Origin of the sequence: Phaeobacter sp. JH20_08 (assembly GCF_048056635.1) — a bacterium.
GTDB lineage: Bacteria > Pseudomonadota > Alphaproteobacteria > Rhodobacterales > Rhodobacteraceae > Phaeobacter > Phaeobacter bryozoorum.
Genome location: NZ_JAYMVV010000005.1, coordinates 63,876 through 82,461, shown reverse-complemented (window position 1 = coordinate 82,461; position 18,586 = coordinate 63,876). Strand labels below are relative to the sequence as shown.

Here is an 18,586-nt window from a genome sequence, read left to right as displayed (position 1 = left end):
GAACGTGATCGGTAGAGCCCTCATATCGGTGTCGTGACCAGGACGGTCCAATTTCGAACACCGACATTTTGATGACGCACGCCTTTTATCATTCCAACTCCGGGTGCCACGGCATCCGACAAATCGAAAGGTTCACACCGATGAACACCGTAAAATCCCTTCTGGGCGGGATCGCCCTTTCCGTGACACTGGCAACCTCGGCACTGGCAGCCGGCGTGGATGTCAACGCCTCCTCCACCGGTCTGGCAATGCAGGGCTACGACCCGGTCGCATATTTCAACGCCGGAGAGCCGACCAAAGGATCCTACAAGGTAACCGCGACATTCGATGACGCCACCTACTGGTTTGCCACCGAGGAAAACAAAGCACTGTTTGAAGCCAGCCCCGAGGCCTATGTCCCGGCCTATGGTGGCTACTGCGCCTTTGGGGCCGCGATGGGCTTCAAATTCGACGGCGACCCGAACGAGTGGAAAATCGTCGACAATGTGCTTTACCTGAACCTGTCGAAGGACATTCAGGAACGCTGGAGCAAGGACATTCCCGGCTTCATTGAAAAAGCTGATGTGAACTGGAAAGAAATCGCCGACGCTGAACCAGCCGAGCTTCTGCAGTAACCTTCCCAGCGCGCGACGCTAGATCATGAATAATGGGCGGCAGGATACCTGCCGCCCATTTGTATTACCGCAATGCTGGGACCATCGCCCCAGCCGACAATAGTTACTTTGAAGCCAGCCGTTCGATCGCATCAGCCGTCCGCTTGGTGTTGTTGTAGATCCCCACCGCCAGATACAGCGAGCCACCAATCAGTACGACGTAGAGACCGCCGACCACCAGCACGCCAAGGGCTGCGAGGATACCGCCGCCAACGGGCTGCAGGGCCGCAAGCACAGCACCCCCTGCGACGGCGATCAGCAGCAAAACCATGAATACGCCTACAAGTTTTTCAAATGCAGAGATAAAGAAATTGCCCATTTCAACACCTTTCAGAGCTATAGAATGCGCGCTCTTCTAGGGACCAGAAAATGAGTGAGCAAGGTGTCATTTAGGGGGAAAACCAGCTGGATAGCGCCAGTGAACCCACCGGTGAACGCCCCTGCGACACCCAGTCATAGCGAGCAGGTATCAACCGGCCGCCATATGAAAAAAGGGGCGCCCCGATAGGCACCCCCTGAGATTGGTCTGAGGCGATCTTGAGCGTTCCTCAGTAGCTGTATTCCGCGTAGATCCGGCTCAGATCGCCGTTCCAGTCGCCATTGTAGCGGTCGAGCAGCTCATCCGCCGGGACCTTGCCGGTTTCAATACTGTCCTTCAGCGCGTTGAGGAAATGCGTTTCATCCGGCACCAGCCCACCGGCGCCCGCGCGACCGCGGGATTTGAGTCCCGCCTCGGAAATCGCAACCACTTCGCGCGCCAGATCGTGCATCTTGATATTGCCCACCTGTGCCTGCAGCCCCTGCTCCGAAGCGGCGACACGCAGGGCTTCACGGGTTTCCGCGTCCCAGCCCTTGGCCAGATCCCAGGCGGCATCAAGGCTGGATTGATCGTACATCATCCCCACCCAGAAGGCCGGCAGGGCACAGAGGCGACGCCACGGGCCACCGTCGGCGCCCCGCATCTCCATGTATTTCTTGATACGTGCCTCAGGGAAAGCCGTCGTCAGGTGATCGGCCCAGTCGCTGAGGGTCGGGGTTTCACCCGGCAGTGCGGGCAGTTCCCCGTTGAGAAAATCGCGGAACGACATGCCAAGTGCATCAATGTACTGGCCGTCGCGGTAGACAAAGTACATCGGCACATCGAGGGCATATTGCACCCAGCGTTCAAAGCCGAAGCCCTCTTCGAACACGAAAGGCACCATGCCGGTCCGATCTGCATCCAGATCGCGCCAGACCCGCGAGCGCCAGGATTTGTGGTTGTTCGGTTTTCCCTCAAGGAAGGGAGAATTGGCGAACAGCGCAGTGGCAACGGGTTGCAGCGCGATGGCCACCCGCATTTTCTGCACCATGTCGGCCTCCGATCCGAAGTCGAGATTGACCTGCACGGTACAGGTCCTCCGCATCATGGTCCGCCCCATGGTGCCGACTTTGCCCATATAGGCGTCCATCAGCTTGTAGCGACCCTTGGGCATCAGCGGCATTTCTTCATGGGTCCAGATCGGAGCCGCGCCCAGACCGATGAACCCGACGCCGATCTCGTCGGCGATATCCTTCACCTCGCGCAGGTGGGTGTTCACCTCGTCGCAGGTCTCGTGGATGGTCTCCAATGGCGCACCAGAGAGTTCCAAGGCACCACCGGGTTCCAGCGAAACATTGGCGCCATCCTTTTCCAGACCGATCAGATGCCCCCTTTCGCGCACCTCGGACCAGCCATGGCGGTCGCGCAAGCCCTCAAGCACGGCAACGATGGAGCGGGTGCCCTCAAATGGCAGCGGTTTCAGGGAGTCCTTGCAGTAGCCGAATTTCTCGTGCTCCGTACCGATCCGCCACTGGTCACGGGGCTTGCAGCCGGAGGCAAGATATTCCGCAAGCTGCTCGTGACGTTCGATCGGCCCACCGCCGGATTGAGGAATAGACATCTGGGGCTCTCCGTAAGGTTGATCCGTCTTGCGTTGCAAGTCGTGGTCGGTATTTCCGGTGGTGTCAATGCAGCCTGTGCACGGTCTGACGTGTTGGTGCACGCTCCCAGATCACGACCTGGTGAGCGCCGGATTTATGCAATTCTGCCAGCATCCGCTCCATACGCAACCCCGGCAGGGTCGCAAAGGCATCAAAGAGCGCATCCGTGTTGGTCGCATTGACCGGAATCGCCAGCGCCGCCTGCCCCGGCTGATCCAGCAGCCAATGGGGTGGTTTCGCGGCGTGGTCCAGTGTCAGCCGCTCCAGTTCGGATAGCGCAACGGCCCCACCGGTCAGCGGACCGAAATAGGCGATCTGGCCTTCGTCGACCTGAACCACGCCGGGGCCACCTCCACCCAGACGGAACCGCATCCGCTGCATACCGATGACGGCAATGATCACCCCAAGGCCCAGCAGAGCCCAGCCGATCAGCGCCTGAACCCCGTAGCCACCAAAAGCCCAGAACAAGCCGAGAGCCCCCAGCACGGCCGCCGCGATCATCTCGCGCCAGCGCCAGAGGGACCGGCGGGCTTCGGGTCGGATGAAGCTCATGTTGTCAGCTCTCCCGCGGTCACGACGGTCTCGGGTTCCCGATCGAACAGGACAAGCGAATAGCCCCCGATGGGTTGGAACCCGATGGCACGATAGGCCCGGACTGCCGCGTCTCCGGCTGCAAAGAGAACCGCCTTCTCGACCCCTGCGGTCTGGACCTCTTGCAGGTGGAATGCCAGAGCGCAGCGGGCATAGCCGCGACCGCGTTGCTCTTGTGGCGTATAGACCCCGCCAATCTGCACGACCTTTGGCAGCTGGGCGTTGAAGCCGGTCATCGCAACCCAATGGCCCGCCACCTCAAGCACCCTATGGCTGTCGCGCAGCAGATAGCTGTCGATATCGCCGGCCGCGACGGCGACGGCCTCTGATGCCGGAGTGCCCAGAGTTTCCTGATGGTAGGCGGCCCGCCACTGTACCAACATCGGGCGGGGTGCCGCAGATAGCGGACGCAACACCGCGCGCCGCAGCTGCGGACGATCAAGGCTGCTCCGATCCAGATCGGACAGGGTCAGCGCCAGCCCCGGCTCATCGCGGTCAAGGCGCTTGGGCCGCTGATCAAGGCCAGTGGCGGCGAGGTAGCGGCGCAGCTGGGCGGTCTCCCCCAACACGCCGACCTGCTGTTGCGACGCTGTCTGCGCCAGTCGGTGATCCACCAGCTGTTGCAGCTGCCGCCAGTCCTCTGCGGTGGCGGCGCCCGCCTGGATCAAGAGACTCCCATCATTGGTGAGCCCGGCAACACCATCCTCTGCACGACCGCGCACCCAGAGCTGCACCGCCTTTGGCGCGGTGCCAGCCAGCCCGTGATCACGCAGGTTGATCAGCAGAAACATGGAGCTTTCGATATGGCGATGCAGCAGATCCTGAACCGCCGGGAGATCATTGTCCTGTGCCGGGCGCCAAGTCATTACCAATCCCCATAGCGTTGCTGCCAAACGGTCAGCGCCGCCACCGCTGCGGTATCCGCGCGCAGGATGCGGGGACCAAGGCTCACGACATGGGATTGCGGCAACGCGTGGAGACGCTTGCGCTCTGCCTCGGAAAACCCGCCCTCGGGACCGATCAGGATGGCCCAAGGTACCTGTGCCTGTGCCTCGCTGGCCAGTGCCAATGCGCTGCCGACCTCTGCTTCGTCACAAAACATCAGCTGGCGCTCTTCGGGCCAATAGTCGAGCAGCCGCGAGAGTTTCTGAAGATCCGCGACCTCCGGCACGTAGGTGCCGCCACATTGCTCTGCGGCCTCCACCGCATGGGCCTGAAGTCGATCCTGCCGGATGCGGTCGGAATTGGTGAAATCGGTCTGCACCGGCAGGATCCGCGCCGCGCCCATTTCAGCGGCCTTCTCCACGATGAAATCGGTTCGCGCCTTCTTGATCGGGGCGAACAGCAGCCACAAATCCGGCGGCAGCACCAATGGCCGCGTCTGCTCCTGGCAGATAAGGACACCGCTGCGCTTGCTGGCCTCGGCCACCTCGACGCGCCATTCGCCGTCCCGTCCATTGAACAGCAACAGCTGCGCCCCCACCGTCTGCCGCATGACGCCAAACAGGTAATGCGCCTGATCGCGGTCCAGAGGAACCGATTGCCCTGCCCCCAGCGGGTGCTCTACATACAGTCTGATCTTTGCACTCATGAGGCATACATATGCAAGGCGGGACGCCAACACCAGATGGACAGGTCGCAGATGCGGTCAAAGGCAATTGGGTCGATCACTACGCCCCGGCATGGAGCCGTCCCTATCTGCGGCTGAGCCGCGCCGATCGCCCCATCGGAACCTGGCTGCTGCTGATCCCCTGCTGGTGGGGACTGATGCTGGCGATCCTCTGGGATCAAAGCCCGCGCTGGGGTGATCTGTGGATCTTTGTGGCCTGCGGTGCCGGTGCCTGGCTGATGCGCGGCGCAGGCTGTACCTGGAACGATATCACCGACCGCAATTTTGACGGTCAGGTCGAACGCACCCGCTCGCGCCCCATTCCATCCGGTCAGGTGACCGTTGGCGGTGCGGTGATCTGGATGGGGCTTCAGGCGCTTGTCTCCCTTGGCATCCTGCTGACGTTCAATCAGGCGGCCATTGCCATGGGAATCCTCGCGCTGTTTCCGGTGGCCATCTATCCCTTTGCCAAGCGGTTTACCTGGTGGCCGCAGGTGTTTCTTGGCCTTGCCTTCAACTGGGGTGCGATGCTGGCCTGGGTTGCCCATACCGGCACGCTGAACTGGCCTGCGGTTATCCTGTATCTGGCGGGCATTGCCTGGACGCTGTTCTATGACACGATCTACGCCCATCAGGATACCGAGGATGACGCGCTGATCGGCGTGAAATCAACCGCCCGGCTGTTTGGCACGCAAACGCCGATGTGGCTGCGCCGCTTCATCGTGGCAACGGTCAGCCTGATGGGGATCGCGATCATTCTTGCGGTGCAGCCGCAGGGATCGGTGCTGGCGCTGGTGCTGGCGCTGGTGGCTCCTTGGGCGATGGGCTGGCACATGACCTGGCAACTCAGGGTGTTTGATGCCGAAAACGGCGAGCGCCTGTTGCAGCTGTTTCGGCTCAATCGGGATACGGGCTTGATTCCGCTGATCTTCTTTGCCGCAGCTCTGTTCGCATGATTGAACCCGCCGCCGCGCCCCTGTAAGACAGACAAAAGCCGTCTCGGACGGATGCCCCAACGGAGACCAGTCTGCCCATGCGCCTGTCCTCGCTTTTGATCTCTGGCCTGACCTTTGTCGCGGCTGCCGCGCTCAGTCTGGTTGTGGCCGGGTTTGCAGTGACGGGGATCGAAGCAGGCAGCGAAACCGCCGTGCGGCGCGCGTTGGACAAGGCAGGCTACACCTGGGCCGAGGTGACCGCCGACGGGCTGCGGGTGATCCTGAACGGCACCGCCCCCGATGAGGCCACACGCTTTGGCGCGATTTCGCTGGTGGGTGGCGTGGTAGATGCGGCGCGCGTGATCGACGACATGCAGATCACCCCGTCCGAAGGGATCGCCCCTCCGCGATTTTCGGCTGAGATCCTGCGCAATGACAGCGGCATTTCGATCATCGGACTGATCCCTCGCGTCACGGACCGTGACACGGTGATCACGCGGCTGAATACGATTGCGGGCGCCGATCAGGTCGCCGATCTGCTGGAGACCGCCAATTACGCCGCTCCGAAGGGCTGGATGTCTGCGATGGATTACGCGCTGGACGCGTTGAGCCTGCTGCCCCGGTCCAAGATTTCGGTTGAGGCCGAGGAAGTTTCGATCACCGCGATCTCGGACAGTATCGAAGCCAAGGAACAGATCGAGAAACGCCTGACACGGATGGCGCCGGCCGGTCTGCGCCTGTCGCTGGATATCGCGGCCCCGCGTCCGGTCATTACTCCATTTACACTGCGCTACAGCATTGATGGCTCTGGCGGGCGCTTTGATGCCTGTTCTGCCGAAAGCGAGCTGAGCCGCGACCGCATCCTGCGGGCCGCCGAGAAGGCCGGGTTTGACGGCAAGGTTGACTGCGTGATCGGCATGGGCGTTCCCTCGCCCAATTGGGCGCGCGCCGCAGAGCTGGGGATCGCGGCACTGGCCGAGCTGGGCGCTGGATCCATGACACTGGCCAATGCCGATATGACGCTGGTCGCCGCCGAAGGCACCGCAGCGGCGCTGTTCGACCATGTCGTGGGAGAGTTGGAAAGCGCCCTGCCGCAGGTCTTTGCGGTTCACGCGGTCCTGCCGCAACCCGAAGCCAACGCGGGCAATGGGCCGCCTGAGTTCACCGCAACCCTGAGCCCGGAGGGCCAGGTCCAGCTGCGCGGGCGCATTTCGGATGAGGCGCTGCGTCAGATCAGCAGCAGCTATGCCAAGGCCCGGTTTGGTTCCGACAATGTTCACAGCGCCACCCGCGTTGTCGAAGACCTGCCTGCCGACTGGCCTGTGCGGGTGCTGGCCGGGCTGGAGGCGCTGTCCTTTCTGCAACGCGGTGCGGTCTCCGTGACGCCGGATAGTCTCACACTGAGCGGGATGAGCCACCGCGAAGACGCCCCGGCTGAAATTGCCAAGCTGCTGTCGGCCAAGCTGGGCGAGGCGGAGAGCTATGAGCTGAACGTCTCCTATGAGGAGCCGCCAGAGCCTGCGGACAAACCGATGTCGCCGGAACTCTGCGAAGCCGAACTGGCAGCGGTGCAGACCGTTTCGAAAATCACCTTTGAGCCGGGGTCGGCAACCGTCGCCGCGGGCAGCCGCGATACGCTGGATCAGATCGCCGATATCCTGTCGCGCTGTAACGGTGTGCGGCTGGAGATCCAGGGCCATACTGACAGTCAGGGGCGCGAGGAAATGAACCAGTCGCTCAGCCAGTCGCGAGCCCAATCGGTTCTGAACGAGCTGCGCGGACGGCGGCTGGTGACCAGCAGCTTTACCGCCAAGGGCTATGGCGAAAGCACACCAATTGCGACCAATGATACCGAGGAAGGGCGCGAGGCCAATCGCCGTATCGAATTCCGGCTGATCCGCCCGGCCAATGACCCGACAAGCGAAACGACCCTTGATGAGGCCGCCGCCGAAGAAGCCGCCCCAGACAGCGAACAGGAGACCTCCGGACAATGAACAGGACAGAGTTCATCATCACCACTGCCATTATCCTGTTTGTCGCCTTTGCGATGGGGTGGTTTGCCAATTGGCTGGTGCATCGTTTCACCCGCGTGCGGCAAAGCGATGTCGCCGATCTGGATCGGATGAGCCAGGAGCTGCACGAAGCGGAGGAAACCCGCGATCAGGCGATCACCTACCTGCAACAACGTGAGGCAGAGCTGTCCAATCAGCTGGTTCAGACCGAGGCCGAGTTGCGGGCTGCCATGGATGGGCTGCGCGATGCCCGTCGCGAGGCGGAAGAACTGCGCGGCCAGCTGCACGGTTAATACCGGAATCAGAAACGTTCCAGTCTGGCTGCCCGCTGACCGGGCGCAGAACGCCGGGTCAGTCCCAGCGGGTCAGGGCATCTTCATCGCTGTCTTTGGCCTCGACCCAGTTGCCCGAACCGTCCTGTGTCAGCTCTTTCTTCCAGAAGGGCGCGCGGGATTTGAGATAGTCCATCAGATATTCCGCCGCCTCAAAAGCATCGGAGCGGTGGCGTGCGGCAGTGGCGACCATCATGATCTGCTCGCCGGGGACCAGACGTCCATGGCGGTGGATCACCAGCGCATCGGCCAGAGACCAGCGCCGCAGCGCCTCCTCCGTGATCTGCCCGATCGCACGCTCGGTCATGCCGGGGTAATGTTCGATCTCCATCGCCACCATGTCGCCGCTGTCCGACCCGCGCACAACGCCGGTGAACGTCACGATGGCGCCGGCATTGGCGCCGGACGTCACAACATCTGCCGCAAAGCGCTGGCTCTCCTCGCCGAGATCAAAGGTGGCGTCCTGCACTGCGATCCGCATGGCTCAGCCTCCGGTCATCGGCGGGAAGAACGCCACTTCGCGCACGCCCTCCAACGGGGCATCGAAATCCGAGAGGTCCTGATCCAGCGCCACACGAAGCGCCGACAGGTCGGCAAATGCGGCCGCATAGCGCGGATCCCGGGCGCTCAGCTCGCCCACCAGCTCGCGCACGGTGCCGGCAGTTGTCTCGATCTTTTCCTTCGGCAGGCCGATACGTTCGCGAACCCAGGCGAAATAGAGGATATCCATCAGCGGGTCTCCTTCAGATGTGGCAGTGCCTTGCGCATGTAGTCAGCGCCGGTGATCAGGGTCAGCGCGGCCGCGATCCAAAGCAGCCACAACCCGAGTCGGCCGGTCCAGATCATGCCCTCGAACTTCCAGCGCAGGCCGAATTCGTCGCTGATCTCCCCCATCATGATCTGATCCACAATCACCTGATCCATGCCAAAGGAGGACATGACCAGATAGTGTTCAAAGATCCCTTGCGAAAACAAGGTGGCGATCGCGATCATCTGCGCCGTGGTTTTCCATTTCGCCAGTGACGTCACCTTGAGCGTGCCAGCCGTATCTCCAAGAAATTCGCGCAGGCCCGAGACGAAGACTTCGCGAAACAGGATCACCGTTGCAGGCAGGACCAGCCAGGGTGTCCAATGCTCGGCAGCATATCCAACCAGGATCATCAGCGCGATCACCACCATTGCCTTGTCGGCAATCGGGTCCAGCATCGCGCCCATCTTGGTCTCCTGCCCCCAGGAGCGTGCCAGATAGCCATCAAACCAGTCGGTGATGGCCGCGCTGACAAATAGGATCAGCGCAAACCAATCGGCATAGGGGCGCGAAAAATAGAGGAACATGATCGCGAGCCCCGGGGCTGCCACCAGTCGCAGGAGGGTGAGGATATTGGGAACAGTCCATTTCATGGCTGCACACTAGCCCGCAGTTTCACGGGTGGAAAGCGGAACAGATGAATTTTCCGTCGCGAATGGTCACATCTACGAGGCTGTTTTTTGACCAATAAGTCAGGACCTTGCCCGGCCCAACGAATGACTAGGCGCCGATAGCACCGGACGGCCGGTTTACGTGGCTACTCCTGCCCGTGAAAGTAATCATAGATCCGCTGCGCCAGCGCTGCCGAGACCCCCTCGACCGCTTTCAGGTCCGACAGGTTGGCCCGGCTCACCGCCTTTGCGCTGCCAAAATGGGTGAGCAAGGCGCGTTTGCGCGCGGCACCAACCCCCGGCACCTCATCCAGTGGGGTCGCGCCGATGGCTTTCGCCCGTTTGGCACGATGGGTCCCGATGGCAAAGCGGTGCGCCTCATCCCGCATCCGCTGCACGAAATAAAGCACGGGGTCATTGCGCTGCAAAGCAAAGGGCGCTTCGCCGAGACGGTGAAACTCTTCCTTGCCGTGATCGCGATCAACCCCCTTGGCGACGCCGATCATCGGGATGTCTTCGACGCCGTGGCGGGCCATGATCTCGGCAACGGCGCTGACCTGACCGGCGCCACCGTCGATCAGCAATAGATCCGGCCAAAGACCTTTGTCACGGTCGGGATCTTCTTTCAGCAGGCGTGAGAAACGTCGGTTCAGCACCTCTTTCATCATGCCGAAGTCATCGCCGGGGGTCAGTTCGTCACCTCTGATGTTGAACTTGCGATAAGCGTTTTTCATGAAACCCTCGGGACCTGCGACAATCATGCCGCCGACGGCATGGCTGCCCTGAATATGCGAGTTGTCGTAGACTTCGATCCGCTGGGGTGGCCCATCAAGGCCGAAGGCTTCGGCCACGCCGCGCAACAGTTTCGCCTGCGTCGCGCGTTCGGCCATGCGGCGGGCCAGAGATTCGCGAGCATTGCGCACAGCACCGGCGACCAGTTCCGTCTTTTCCCCGCGCTGTGGCACCAGAATTTCGACGCGACGCCCGGCCTTGTCGCTGAGCGCCTGTTCCATCAGGTCGCAGTTCTCGATCTCATCCGACAGGATCAGCTGCCGGGGCGGTTCCTTATTGTCATAGAACTGGCCGATAAAGGCTTCCATCACCTCCGCCGGGGAGACATCGCCGCTGGTGCGGGGATAGAAATCCTGATTGCCCCAGTTCTGATTGGCGCGGATGAAGAACACCTGCACGCAGGCCTGTCCGCTGTCGAGATGCAGGCCGATCACATCGGCCTCTGCCACACCACGGGGGTTGATGCCCTGGGACGTCTGCACCTGAGTGAGCGCCTTGATCCGGTCGCGCAGGGCAGCGGCGCGCTCAAACTCCATGGCCTCGGATGCTGCGGTCATCTGCTCGGCGAGTTCCTCCTGGATCTTGGTCGAGCGACCGGACAGAAAACGTTCGGCGTCCCGTACGGATGCGGCATAATCCTCGGCCGATATCTCACCGGTGCAGGGCGCAGTACAGCGCTTGATCTGATATTGCAGACACGGGCGGGTGCGGCTTTCGAACATGGCATTGCTGCAATTGCGCAGCAGAAATGCCTTTTGCAGCTGATTGAGCGTCCGGTTTACGGCGCCCGCACTGGCGAAAGGTCCAAAGTAGCTACCTTTCTCACGCCGGGCACCACGGTGTTTCTTGATCTGGGGAAAGGCATGATCCTTTGCCACCAGAATGTTCGGAAAGCTTTTGTCGTCGCGCAGCAGCACATTGTATTTTGGCTTCAGCTGCTTGATCAGGTTCTGCTCCAGCAGCAGCGCCTCGGTTTCGGTCCGGGTTGTCAGGAACATCATCGAAGCGGTCGCCGCAATCATTCGTTCAATCCGCGGCGAATGGCCGGGACGAGAGTAATTCGACACCCGCGCCCGTAGATTGCGCGCCTTGCCGACATAGAGCACGCGGCTTTCGCTATCCAGCATCCGATAAACACCGGGCGAGTGGTCCAGTGTCTTCAGGTACTCCTGAATCACGGCATACCCCGTCAATGCCGGGGAAGATGCCGTTTCGGATGGGGTGTCGGGCTGATGGTCTGTCATGTTTCGAGATCTATGATTCCCGGGGCTGGTCTGCAATGTTAGCGCATCGGGATCAACAGCGAACAAATCCACCGATGCTGTGGATAAGTCTGGTAGTATCTTATGGCTATCCGCGATTTTTCCTTATATTCGGCTGATTTCCAGCGTTTGCCTAATAATTAGGCAATATCATAAGTTATTGATTTCAATCGTAAAATTTTCCAATTGCTGACAAGTTTATGATTCCAAAAGGAATTTTGTAACGGATTTACGACGCGTTGACGCTACGTGCACAACTTCGCCGCTACCACTTTTGAACCAGGCCGCAGAGCCCCTTATTCCAACCCCACAACGTCGGGTGTTTCCCAGCTGAGATGCTGACCGCTGTCGATGCAGATCAGCTGCCCGGTGACCGAGGGTGCGCGCAGGAGATAGGCCAGAGCCGCGCGGATATCGGCCGGGTCAGCGCCGCGCTGCAACGGTGTATTTGCACATTGACGGGCAAATTGGCTCTCGCTCTGACGCGGGCCTTTCAGCGTTGGGCCGGGACCGATCCCGTTTACCCGGATGCGCGGGGCGAGCGCCTGTGCGCTGGTCCGCGTCAACGTCCAGAGGGCGGATTTCGCCAGCGTATATGTCATGAACTCCGGTGTAAGCTTGCGCACACGCTGATCGATCAGATTGATGACAGCGGCAGAAGCCAGCGGTCGCCCCTCATCGTCCATCTGCTGGGGCAGGTCCTGCGCGGCCAGCTGCTGTGTCAGAATGAACGGCGCGCGCAGATTGCTGTCCATGTGACGATCCCAGCTGCTGCGGGTCGCCGTCTCCAGGCTGTCGTGCTCAAAGATTGACGCGTTGTTCACAAGGCAGGTGATCGGACCGCCCAGGGCCTCTGCGGCGGCGGGCAGCAGGGCGGCTGTCGCCGACTCCTGCAGAAGATCGGCCTGCAGGGTAACAGCCATGCGCCCCATGGCGCGGATCTCTTCCGCCGTGCGTTCCGCCGCATCTGCGGAACTGGCGTAGTGAACGGCGACGTCATAGCCGCTCGCAGCCAATTCAAGTGCCATCGCGCGGCCAAGTCGCTTGCCCGCGCCGGTTACCAATGCCCGCATCTTGCTCTCTCCTCATCTGCCTGTTTGGCAATGAGTTAGAACAGCTGCACTAGGTAGACCACATAAACCGCCGATAAAATCACACCCCAGGTGCGGGTGATGTCCATTTTGAGAAAAACAAACGGCACCAGCAGCAGCGATGAGGCCAGCATCACCCAGAGATCCACCCGCAGAAAGGAGGGATCAACGCTGATCGGGCCGACAAAGGTGGCAACGCCGACAATTGCCAGCAGGTTGAACATGTTGGAGCCGATCACATTGCCCAGTGCCACATCCGCCTGCCGACGCAGTGCAGCCATGACGGTGGTTGCCAGCTCCGGCAACGAGGTGCCTATGGCCACCAGCGTGAGACCGATCACCGTTTCGGTAACGCCATAGGTCCGCGCGATGATCGACGCGTTGTCGACCAGCAGATCGGCCCCCAGCGGCAATCCGACCAATCCGAGGAACAGGTAGATGCCGATCCGCCAATAGGGCATATCGGGATCCGCCTCATCAATCTCGTCGAGGTCACTATCCTTGCCGTTGCGGCGATGGGCGCGCGCCTCGCGGAAGGCCACGCCCAGAACAACCGACAGCGCGCCCAGCAGGATAAGGCCAGACCAGACCGTGAAGGTTCCGTAAAACGCCAGCGCAATGAACAGTACCGATGCGATCAACATGAACACATAGTTCTTGCGGGTATCGCATTCGCTGGTGTGAAGCGATCGCATCAGCGCCGGGATGCCGAGAACCATGAGGATATTTGCCGTGTTCGAGCCAACAACGTTGCCAAGAGCGATGCCGTCCGCATTGTCTCCGACAGCCCGGATGGAGATCAGCATCTCAGGCGCCGAGGTGCCAAAGGCAACGATGGTCAGGCTGACGATCAATGCGGGCACGCCGATCCGCAGGCTGAGGTTCACCGCACCCCGTACCAGCGCATCCCCTGCCAACAGCAGGATGACCAGCCCAAGTCCAGATAACAGCCATGGCATCATTGCCGAGGCCCTCCATTCTTTTTGCAGGCACAGGGGCCTTTTCCGATCTTGAAGCGTCCGCAGCTGGCGCAGCGCCGCGAGGCCAGGCGCTTTTGCCCGGGCATCCGCAGCTTGCCGAACATCGCCAGCACAGCCATCACCACAAGAAACAGGGAAACGATTTTGAAAATCACGTCAGAGGCCAAACCGCGCATATTCAGCGCGTTCCTCGATACCGTTCAGCGCATCCTGCGCCATCTGCATACCGATCCGGCCCAACAGGGGTTTTTTGATACCATAGCGGCGGAACCGCACCTTGTCGCCGAAACGGGCCTGCATCTTGGGGCGCAGATGGCCGATGCCATCAATCAGCCCCAGCGAGACCGCACGTCGTCCCAGCCAGATTTCACCGGTGTAGAGATCTTCGCTGGTGTCCAGTTTATCGCCGCGGCGATCTTTGACATGGGCGATGAAATTGTCGTGGATGTCCCCCAGAAGCTGCTTCAGACGCTTCACGTCCTCAGCGTTTTCCGGGCGGAAGGGATCGAGCATCGATTTGCTGCGGCCAGCGGTATAGACCCGCCGTTCGACACCCTGGCGGGCCAGAAAGACATGGGCGCCGAAGCCAGCCGATATCACCCCAATCGATCCGAGGATCGAGCTTTCGTCGGCCCAGATCTCATCCGCCGAGGCGGCCAGCCAATAGCCCCCGGACGCGGCGACATCTTCGACGAAAGCGATAGTGGGAACCTTCAGTTCTTCGGAGAGGCGACGAATGCGGGCACCAATCAGGGCGCTTTGCACCGGCGAACCGCCGGGCGAATTGATTTCAAAGGCGACCGCTGCCGGCTTTCCCTTTCGAAAGGCGCGCTCCAACACCGGTCCAAGAGTGGCATCATTCAGCGCACCGCGACCGGCCATGCCAATGGCGCCATTGAGGCGCACAACAGCAACCAGCGGAGGCTTGTTCAAGAAAGGCAATCTCAGGTTCATGGCGCCGATGTAGAATGCCGACTGCCCTGAAACAAGGGATGGCACCGGAACGAGGCGAAAGCAGCAGCAAAAAAGCCGCGCACCTTGGGTAAAATTGCAACGTTCGCCACATACGTGCGGAATTAACCGGGCTTACCTTCCCTTGGGGCAGCGATGTTGCGGCTGCCCCAAAGCCGCGCGGCGGGCGGGTTATGGCCCTATTCTGCCGCGCGGTTACTCAGGGTCAGGCGCGGATCCGCCAGCCGGTTTTGAAGATCCACCAGATCACCGCCAGGCAAAGCGCGGTAAAGCCGCCGATGGCCAGAAGGCTGAGCCCGACCGGCACGTCAGAGGTTCCGAAGAAGGACCAGCGAAAGCCGGAAATCAGATAAACCACCGGGTTGAACAGGGTGATTTTCTGCCAGATCGGCGGCAGCATCGAAATCGAATAAAAAGACCCGCCCAAGAAGACCAGAGGCGTGACAATCAGCAGCGGCACCAATTGCAGCTGTTCAAAGTTTTTCGCCCAGACCCCGATAATGAATCCCAGCAGCGCAAAGCTGACGCAGGTCAGCACCATGAACAGCACCATGGCGAGCGGATGCGCAATGGTCAGATCGACAAAGAGCGAGGCCGTCAGCAGGATCACCACACCGATAAACAGGGCCTTGGTGGCGGCGGCGCCGACATAGCCGATCACGATCTCAAGGAAGTTCACTGGCGCCGATAGCAGCTCGTATATAGTGCCGATGAACTTTGGGAAATAGATCCCGAAAGAGGCATTGGAGGTGGCTTGCGTCATCACGCTGAGCATGATCAGACCCGGCACGATGAAGGCACCGTAAGGCACGCCTTCGACCTGGTCGATCCGGCTACCGATGGCGGCACCAAACACCACGAAGTAAAGCGAGGTTGACAGCACCGGCGACAGGAAGCTCTGCATCAGGGTGCGAAAAAATCGCGCCATTTCAAAGCGGTAAATGGAGGCGATTGCAGTCCAATTCATGTCGGTTCTCCTGAGACCAGCCCGACGAATATGTCCTCGAGGCTGGATTGCCGGGTCTGCACATCCGCCAGCGTCAGACCCGCGGTAGCCACGTCGTTCAGCAGGGCAGTGATGCCGGTCCGCTCAGCGTTGGTGTCATAGGAATAGATCAGGCCTCGGCCATCTTCTGTCAGGGTCACACCATAGCCGCTGAGACCTTCCGGCACGGCTGTTAGCGGTTCTGTCAGCTGCACCTCCAGCTGCTTCTTGCCAAGCTGCGCCATCAGCTTGTCCTTGTCCTCGACCAGCAGGATCTCTCCGTTGGTGATGACTCCGACCCGATCCGCGATGGCTTCGGCTTCTTCAATGTAGTGGGTGGTCAGGATGATGGTGACACCGCCGCGTTTTAGCTCTGCCACGACGTCCCACATATCCTTGCGCAACTCCACGTCCACCCCGGCAGTCGGTTCATCCAGAAACAGGATGCGCGGCTCGTGGCTGAGCGCCTTGGCGATCAGCACACGGCGCTTCATGCCGCCGGACAATTCCTTGATCTGGCTCTTGCGTTTGTCCCAGAGCGACAGCTTGCGGAGAATATCCTCAAGCAGCGCATCATTGCGCGGCTTGCCAAAAAGCCCCCGCGAAAACTTGATCGAATTCCACACCGTCTCAAACGGCTCAAGGTTGATCTCCTGCGGCACCAGCCCGATCAGGCTGCGCGCGGCCCGAAAGTCTTCGATGATGTCGTGACCGCCCACCGACACCTTCCCAGAGCTGGGGGTGGTGATGCCGCAAACGGTCGAAATCAGCGTCGTCTTACCTGCGCCATTCGGCCCCAGAAGGGCGAGGATCTCCCCCTTCTCGATCTCGAGCGAGACCCCTTTGAGCGCCTGAAACCCGCCTTCGTATGTCTTTTCCAAATCACGGATAGATAGGATGGCTGACATTGCTGCCTCCCTTAAAAGTAAACTGATCAGTTCAGTGCACATTAGCGTCCAGGTCATCGGATCGCCAGCGTGGAATGCAGGCCAAATGTTTGCCTGCGCGCAATATTTTGTGCGTTTTTGCACTGCACCAAATATCTTGACGTGAAGGTAAATAATCAATACCCACTATCTTGATATCAAGATAAAAGGTTTGAAATGGATATTCTTCTCTTTGGGGCGACCGGCGATGTCGGGGGTGCGACCCTGCAACAGGCCATCGAACGCGGCCATACCGTGACCGCCGTCGCCCGTCATCCGGAACGGTCAGGCCATAGCGGCGACGCCCGGGTCACCGCCGTTGCGCTGGATGTTCTGTCCAGTGCAGACCAGCTGGCGGGGCTGGCCCGGCAACACCAGATCATTATCAGCGCCCTCCGCCCGCTGCCCGGGCAGGATGCATTGCTGGTGGATCTGACCAGGGCGGTCCTGAATGCCGCCCGCTCCGCCGGCATCCCTGCCCTCATCACCGGTGGCGCCGCTCTGTTGAAGCTTGCAGATGGCAGCGGCGAGACCGTGCTGAGCGCACCTGGTTTTCTGCCCGAAGCGGTGCGCCCGATCGCGGAAGCCTGCGCTGCGCAGGATCAGTTACTGGATTCCACACCGGATGTGGATTGGACCTGCCTGCGCCCGCCAGCGATGCTGCAAGAGGGACCGCGCAAGGGGCGGTACGCTTGGGGAACCGACACTCTGGTCACCGATCACGAAGGCCAGTCACAGATTTCCTTTGCCGATTTCGGCGGTGCGCTTATGGATCTGGCGGAACAGGACCACCGGCCGGATAAACGGCTGACAGTGGCCTGGGGTAGAGCCTAATAAGGCAGGCCGACATAGTTTTCCGCCAGAGAGGCCTGGGCCGCATCGGAGGAAAACAGATAGTCGAGATCGGCCTGTTGCAATCGTACATCCGCCGGCGACATGTCGGGGAACCGATGCAGCAGGTTGGTCATCCACCAGCTGAAGCGCTCCGCCTTCCAGATCCGCGCCAGTGCGCGCTCTGAATAGCTGTCCAGCGCGCCGTCATCGCCGCGCTGGAAATGATCCGACAGCCCCTCGAACAGATAGTAGATATCAGATGCCGCTAGGTTCAGCCCCTTGGCCCCGGTGGGCGGCACGATATGCGCCGCATCGCCTGCCAGAAACAGCGCGCCGTAGCGCATCGGCTCTGCGACGAAGCTGCGCAGCGGGGCGATGGATTTCTCAATCGAGGGGCCGGTTTTCAGACTGTCTGCAACATCCGCAGGCAAGCGCCTCTTCAACTCCTCCCAGAATTGCGCATCGCTCCAATCCTCGACACGGTCGGTCAGCGGCACCTGAATGTAGTAACGGCTCAACTGTGCATTGCGCATCGAGCACAGGGCAAATCCGCGTTCATGGCGGGCATAGATCAGCTCAGCCGTTGCGGGCGGCGTCTGTGAGAGCACGCCAAGCCAGCCAAAAGGGTAGACCTTCTCATATTCACGCAGCACATCCGCTGGAATTGAGCGACGGCTGACGCCATGAAACCCATCCGCCCCGACGATGAACTTGGTATCGATCCGGCGGGTTTCGCCCTGCAACTCATAGGTGACATAGGGTTGATCCGACTGGATATCATGAAGGGCGACATTCATCGCTTCGTGAATGATCTGCCCGCCCATGGCATCGCGGGCGTCGTAGAGGTCGCGCGTGACCTCGGTCTGGCCATAGACCATGACGGTTTGACCGGCGGTTCTGCCCGAAAGGTCGATCCGGTCCAGACGACCCTGATGAGCAATGTGAAATCCGTGATGAACCACGCCTTCGCGGTCCATACGCGCATTGGCTCCTGCCCGGCGCATCAGGTCCACAAACCCATGTTCCAACACACCGGCACGAATGCGACCAAGCACATAGTCGCGGGTCTGACGCTCAAGCACAATCGTGTCGATACCGGCCCGGTGCAGCAGTTGCGAGAGCAACAAGCCAGACGGGCCGCCCCCTACAATGACCACCTGTGTTGTCTGGTTCGGCATTCCGGTTCTCTCCTGTTCGCATCTTTATCTTGCCCGGAGAAGGCAGGGTTGCGAAT

General features: G+C 60.7%; 21 protein-coding genes. 5 read left to right on the top strand and 16 right to left on the bottom strand.

Annotation, left to right across the window (positions count from 1 at the left end; genetic code table 11):
• The first annotated feature begins 140 nt into the window (after nucleotides 1-140).
• Nucleotides 141-614, top strand: coding sequence for a YHS domain-containing (seleno)protein (locus VWY75_RS02450; RefSeq protein WP_416536406.1), 474 nt, complete (start codon nucleotides 141-143; stop codon nucleotides 612-614).
• Nucleotides 615-717: 103 nt separating this feature from the next.
• Here the strand turns inward: VWY75_RS02450 and VWY75_RS02445 are convergent, their stop codons facing one another.
• From VWY75_RS02445 to VWY75_RS02425, 5 genes are all read right to left on the bottom strand, one after another.
• Nucleotides 718-972 carry a hypothetical protein gene (locus VWY75_RS02445; protein ID WP_416536405.1) on the bottom strand — a complete coding sequence of 85 codons (255 nt, stop codon included), beginning with the start codon at nucleotides 970-972 and terminating at the stop codon, nucleotides 718-720.
• A 229-nt stretch (nucleotides 973-1,201) separates the two neighbouring features.
• Nucleotides 1,202-2,572 (bottom strand): glutamate--cysteine ligase, encoded by a 1,371-nt coding sequence (locus tag VWY75_RS02440; RefSeq protein ID WP_416537162.1) that lies wholly within the window; start codon nucleotides 2,570-2,572, stop codon nucleotides 1,202-1,204.
• 64 nt (nucleotides 2,573-2,636) lie between these two features.
• Entirely contained in the window at nucleotides 2,637-3,164 is a 528-nt protein-coding gene (locus VWY75_RS02435; RefSeq protein WP_260099594.1) for a hypothetical protein, read from the bottom strand.
• Entirely contained in the window at nucleotides 3,161-4,069 is a 909-nt protein-coding gene (locus VWY75_RS02430) for a GNAT family N-acetyltransferase (RefSeq protein ID WP_416537161.1), read from the bottom strand. Before VWY75_RS02430 ends, VWY75_RS02435 begins: the two co-directional genes overlap by 4 nt.
• Complete coding sequence (locus tag VWY75_RS02425; protein ID WP_260091212.1) at nucleotides 4,069-4,794, bottom strand: 16S rRNA (uracil(1498)-N(3))-methyltransferase; 726 nt, start codon at nucleotides 4,792-4,794, stop codon at nucleotides 4,069-4,071. The genes VWY75_RS02430 and VWY75_RS02425 overlap by 1 nt, the downstream gene beginning before the upstream one ends.
• 11 nt (nucleotides 4,795-4,805) lie before the next feature.
• On the opposite strand from VWY75_RS02425, the gene ubiA reads away from it, so the two are divergent.
• From ubiA to VWY75_RS02410, 3 genes are all read left to right on the top strand, one after another.
• Nucleotides 4,806-5,768: a 4-hydroxybenzoate octaprenyltransferase gene (ubiA, locus tag VWY75_RS02420; RefSeq protein ID WP_416537160.1), complete on the top strand. Its 963-nt coding sequence runs from the start codon at nucleotides 4,806-4,808 to the stop codon at nucleotides 5,766-5,768.
• A 77-nt stretch (nucleotides 5,769-5,845) separates the two neighbouring features.
• Nucleotides 5,846-7,741 (top strand): OmpA family protein, encoded by a 1,896-nt coding sequence (locus VWY75_RS02415; RefSeq protein WP_416536400.1) that lies wholly within the window; start codon nucleotides 5,846-5,848, stop codon nucleotides 7,739-7,741.
• Nucleotides 7,738-8,052 (top strand): hypothetical protein, encoded by a 315-nt coding sequence (locus VWY75_RS02410; RefSeq protein ID WP_340544210.1) that lies wholly within the window; start codon nucleotides 7,738-7,740, stop codon nucleotides 8,050-8,052. Before VWY75_RS02415 ends, VWY75_RS02410 begins: the two co-directional genes overlap by 4 nt.
• Before the next feature lie 58 nt (nucleotides 8,053-8,110).
• On the opposite strand, the gene VWY75_RS02405 is transcribed toward VWY75_RS02410, so the two are convergent.
• From VWY75_RS02405 to VWY75_RS02360, 10 genes are all read right to left on the bottom strand, one after another.
• Nucleotides 8,111-8,572: a molybdenum cofactor biosynthesis protein MoaE gene (locus VWY75_RS02405; protein WP_416537159.1), complete on the bottom strand. Its 462-nt coding sequence runs from the start codon at nucleotides 8,570-8,572 to the stop codon at nucleotides 8,111-8,113.
• A gap of 3 nt (nucleotides 8,573-8,575) precedes the next feature.
• Entirely contained in the window at nucleotides 8,576-8,821 is a 246-nt protein-coding gene (moaD, locus tag VWY75_RS02400) for a molybdopterin converting factor subunit 1 (RefSeq protein ID WP_416536399.1), read from the bottom strand.
• Entirely contained in the window at nucleotides 8,821-9,492 is a 672-nt protein-coding gene (gene pgsA / locus VWY75_RS02395) for a CDP-diacylglycerol--glycerol-3-phosphate 3-phosphatidyltransferase (RefSeq protein ID WP_416537158.1), read from the bottom strand. The genes moaD and pgsA overlap by 1 nt, the downstream gene beginning before the upstream one ends.
• A gap of 164 nt (nucleotides 9,493-9,656) precedes the next feature.
• Nucleotides 9,657-11,546 carry an excinuclease ABC subunit UvrC gene (uvrC, locus tag VWY75_RS02390; protein ID WP_416537157.1) on the bottom strand — a complete coding sequence of 630 codons (1,890 nt, stop codon included), beginning with the start codon at nucleotides 11,544-11,546 and terminating at the stop codon, nucleotides 9,657-9,659.
• A gap of 314 nt (nucleotides 11,547-11,860) precedes the next feature.
• Nucleotides 11,861-12,637, bottom strand: a complete 777-nt coding sequence (locus tag VWY75_RS02385) for an SDR family oxidoreductase (RefSeq protein ID WP_416537156.1) — start codon at nucleotides 12,635-12,637, stop codon at nucleotides 11,861-11,863.
• 35 nt (nucleotides 12,638-12,672) lie between these two features.
• Nucleotides 12,673-13,617, bottom strand: coding sequence for a calcium/sodium antiporter (locus VWY75_RS02380; protein ID WP_340544200.1), 945 nt, complete (start codon nucleotides 13,615-13,617; stop codon nucleotides 12,673-12,675).
• Nucleotides 13,614-13,811 carry a hypothetical protein gene (locus VWY75_RS02375; RefSeq protein ID WP_340544199.1) on the bottom strand — a complete coding sequence of 66 codons (198 nt, stop codon included), beginning with the start codon at nucleotides 13,809-13,811 and terminating at the stop codon, nucleotides 13,614-13,616. The genes VWY75_RS02380 and VWY75_RS02375 overlap by 4 nt, the downstream gene beginning before the upstream one ends.
• Nucleotides 13,792-14,589, bottom strand: a complete 798-nt coding sequence (locus VWY75_RS02370) for a S49 family peptidase (RefSeq protein ID WP_340544198.1) — start codon at nucleotides 14,587-14,589, stop codon at nucleotides 13,792-13,794. The genes VWY75_RS02375 and VWY75_RS02370 overlap by 20 nt, the downstream gene beginning before the upstream one ends.
• A gap of 223 nt (nucleotides 14,590-14,812) precedes the next feature.
• Nucleotides 14,813-15,574: an ABC transporter permease gene (locus VWY75_RS02365; RefSeq protein WP_340544197.1), complete on the bottom strand. Its 762-nt coding sequence runs from the start codon at nucleotides 15,572-15,574 to the stop codon at nucleotides 14,813-14,815.
• Nucleotides 15,571-16,500 carry an ABC transporter ATP-binding protein gene (locus VWY75_RS02360; RefSeq protein ID WP_340544196.1) on the bottom strand — a complete coding sequence of 310 codons (930 nt, stop codon included), beginning with the start codon at nucleotides 16,498-16,500 and terminating at the stop codon, nucleotides 15,571-15,573. Before VWY75_RS02360 ends, VWY75_RS02365 begins: the two co-directional genes overlap by 4 nt.
• Nucleotides 16,501-16,695: 195 nt before the next feature.
• On the opposite strand from VWY75_RS02360, the gene VWY75_RS02355 reads away from it, so the two are divergent.
• Nucleotides 16,696-17,352: an NAD(P)-dependent oxidoreductase gene (locus VWY75_RS02355; RefSeq protein WP_416537155.1), complete on the top strand. Its 657-nt coding sequence runs from the start codon at nucleotides 16,696-16,698 to the stop codon at nucleotides 17,350-17,352.
• Here the strand turns inward: VWY75_RS02355 and pobA are convergent.
• On the bottom strand, nucleotides 17,349-18,530 hold the full coding sequence (gene pobA / locus VWY75_RS02350; protein WP_416537154.1) for a 4-hydroxybenzoate 3-monooxygenase: 1,182 nt from the start codon (nucleotides 18,528-18,530) through the stop codon (nucleotides 17,349-17,351). The two genes, VWY75_RS02355 and pobA, sit on opposite strands and share 4 nt — an antisense overlap.
• Nucleotides 18,531-18,586: the final 56 nt, after the last annotated feature.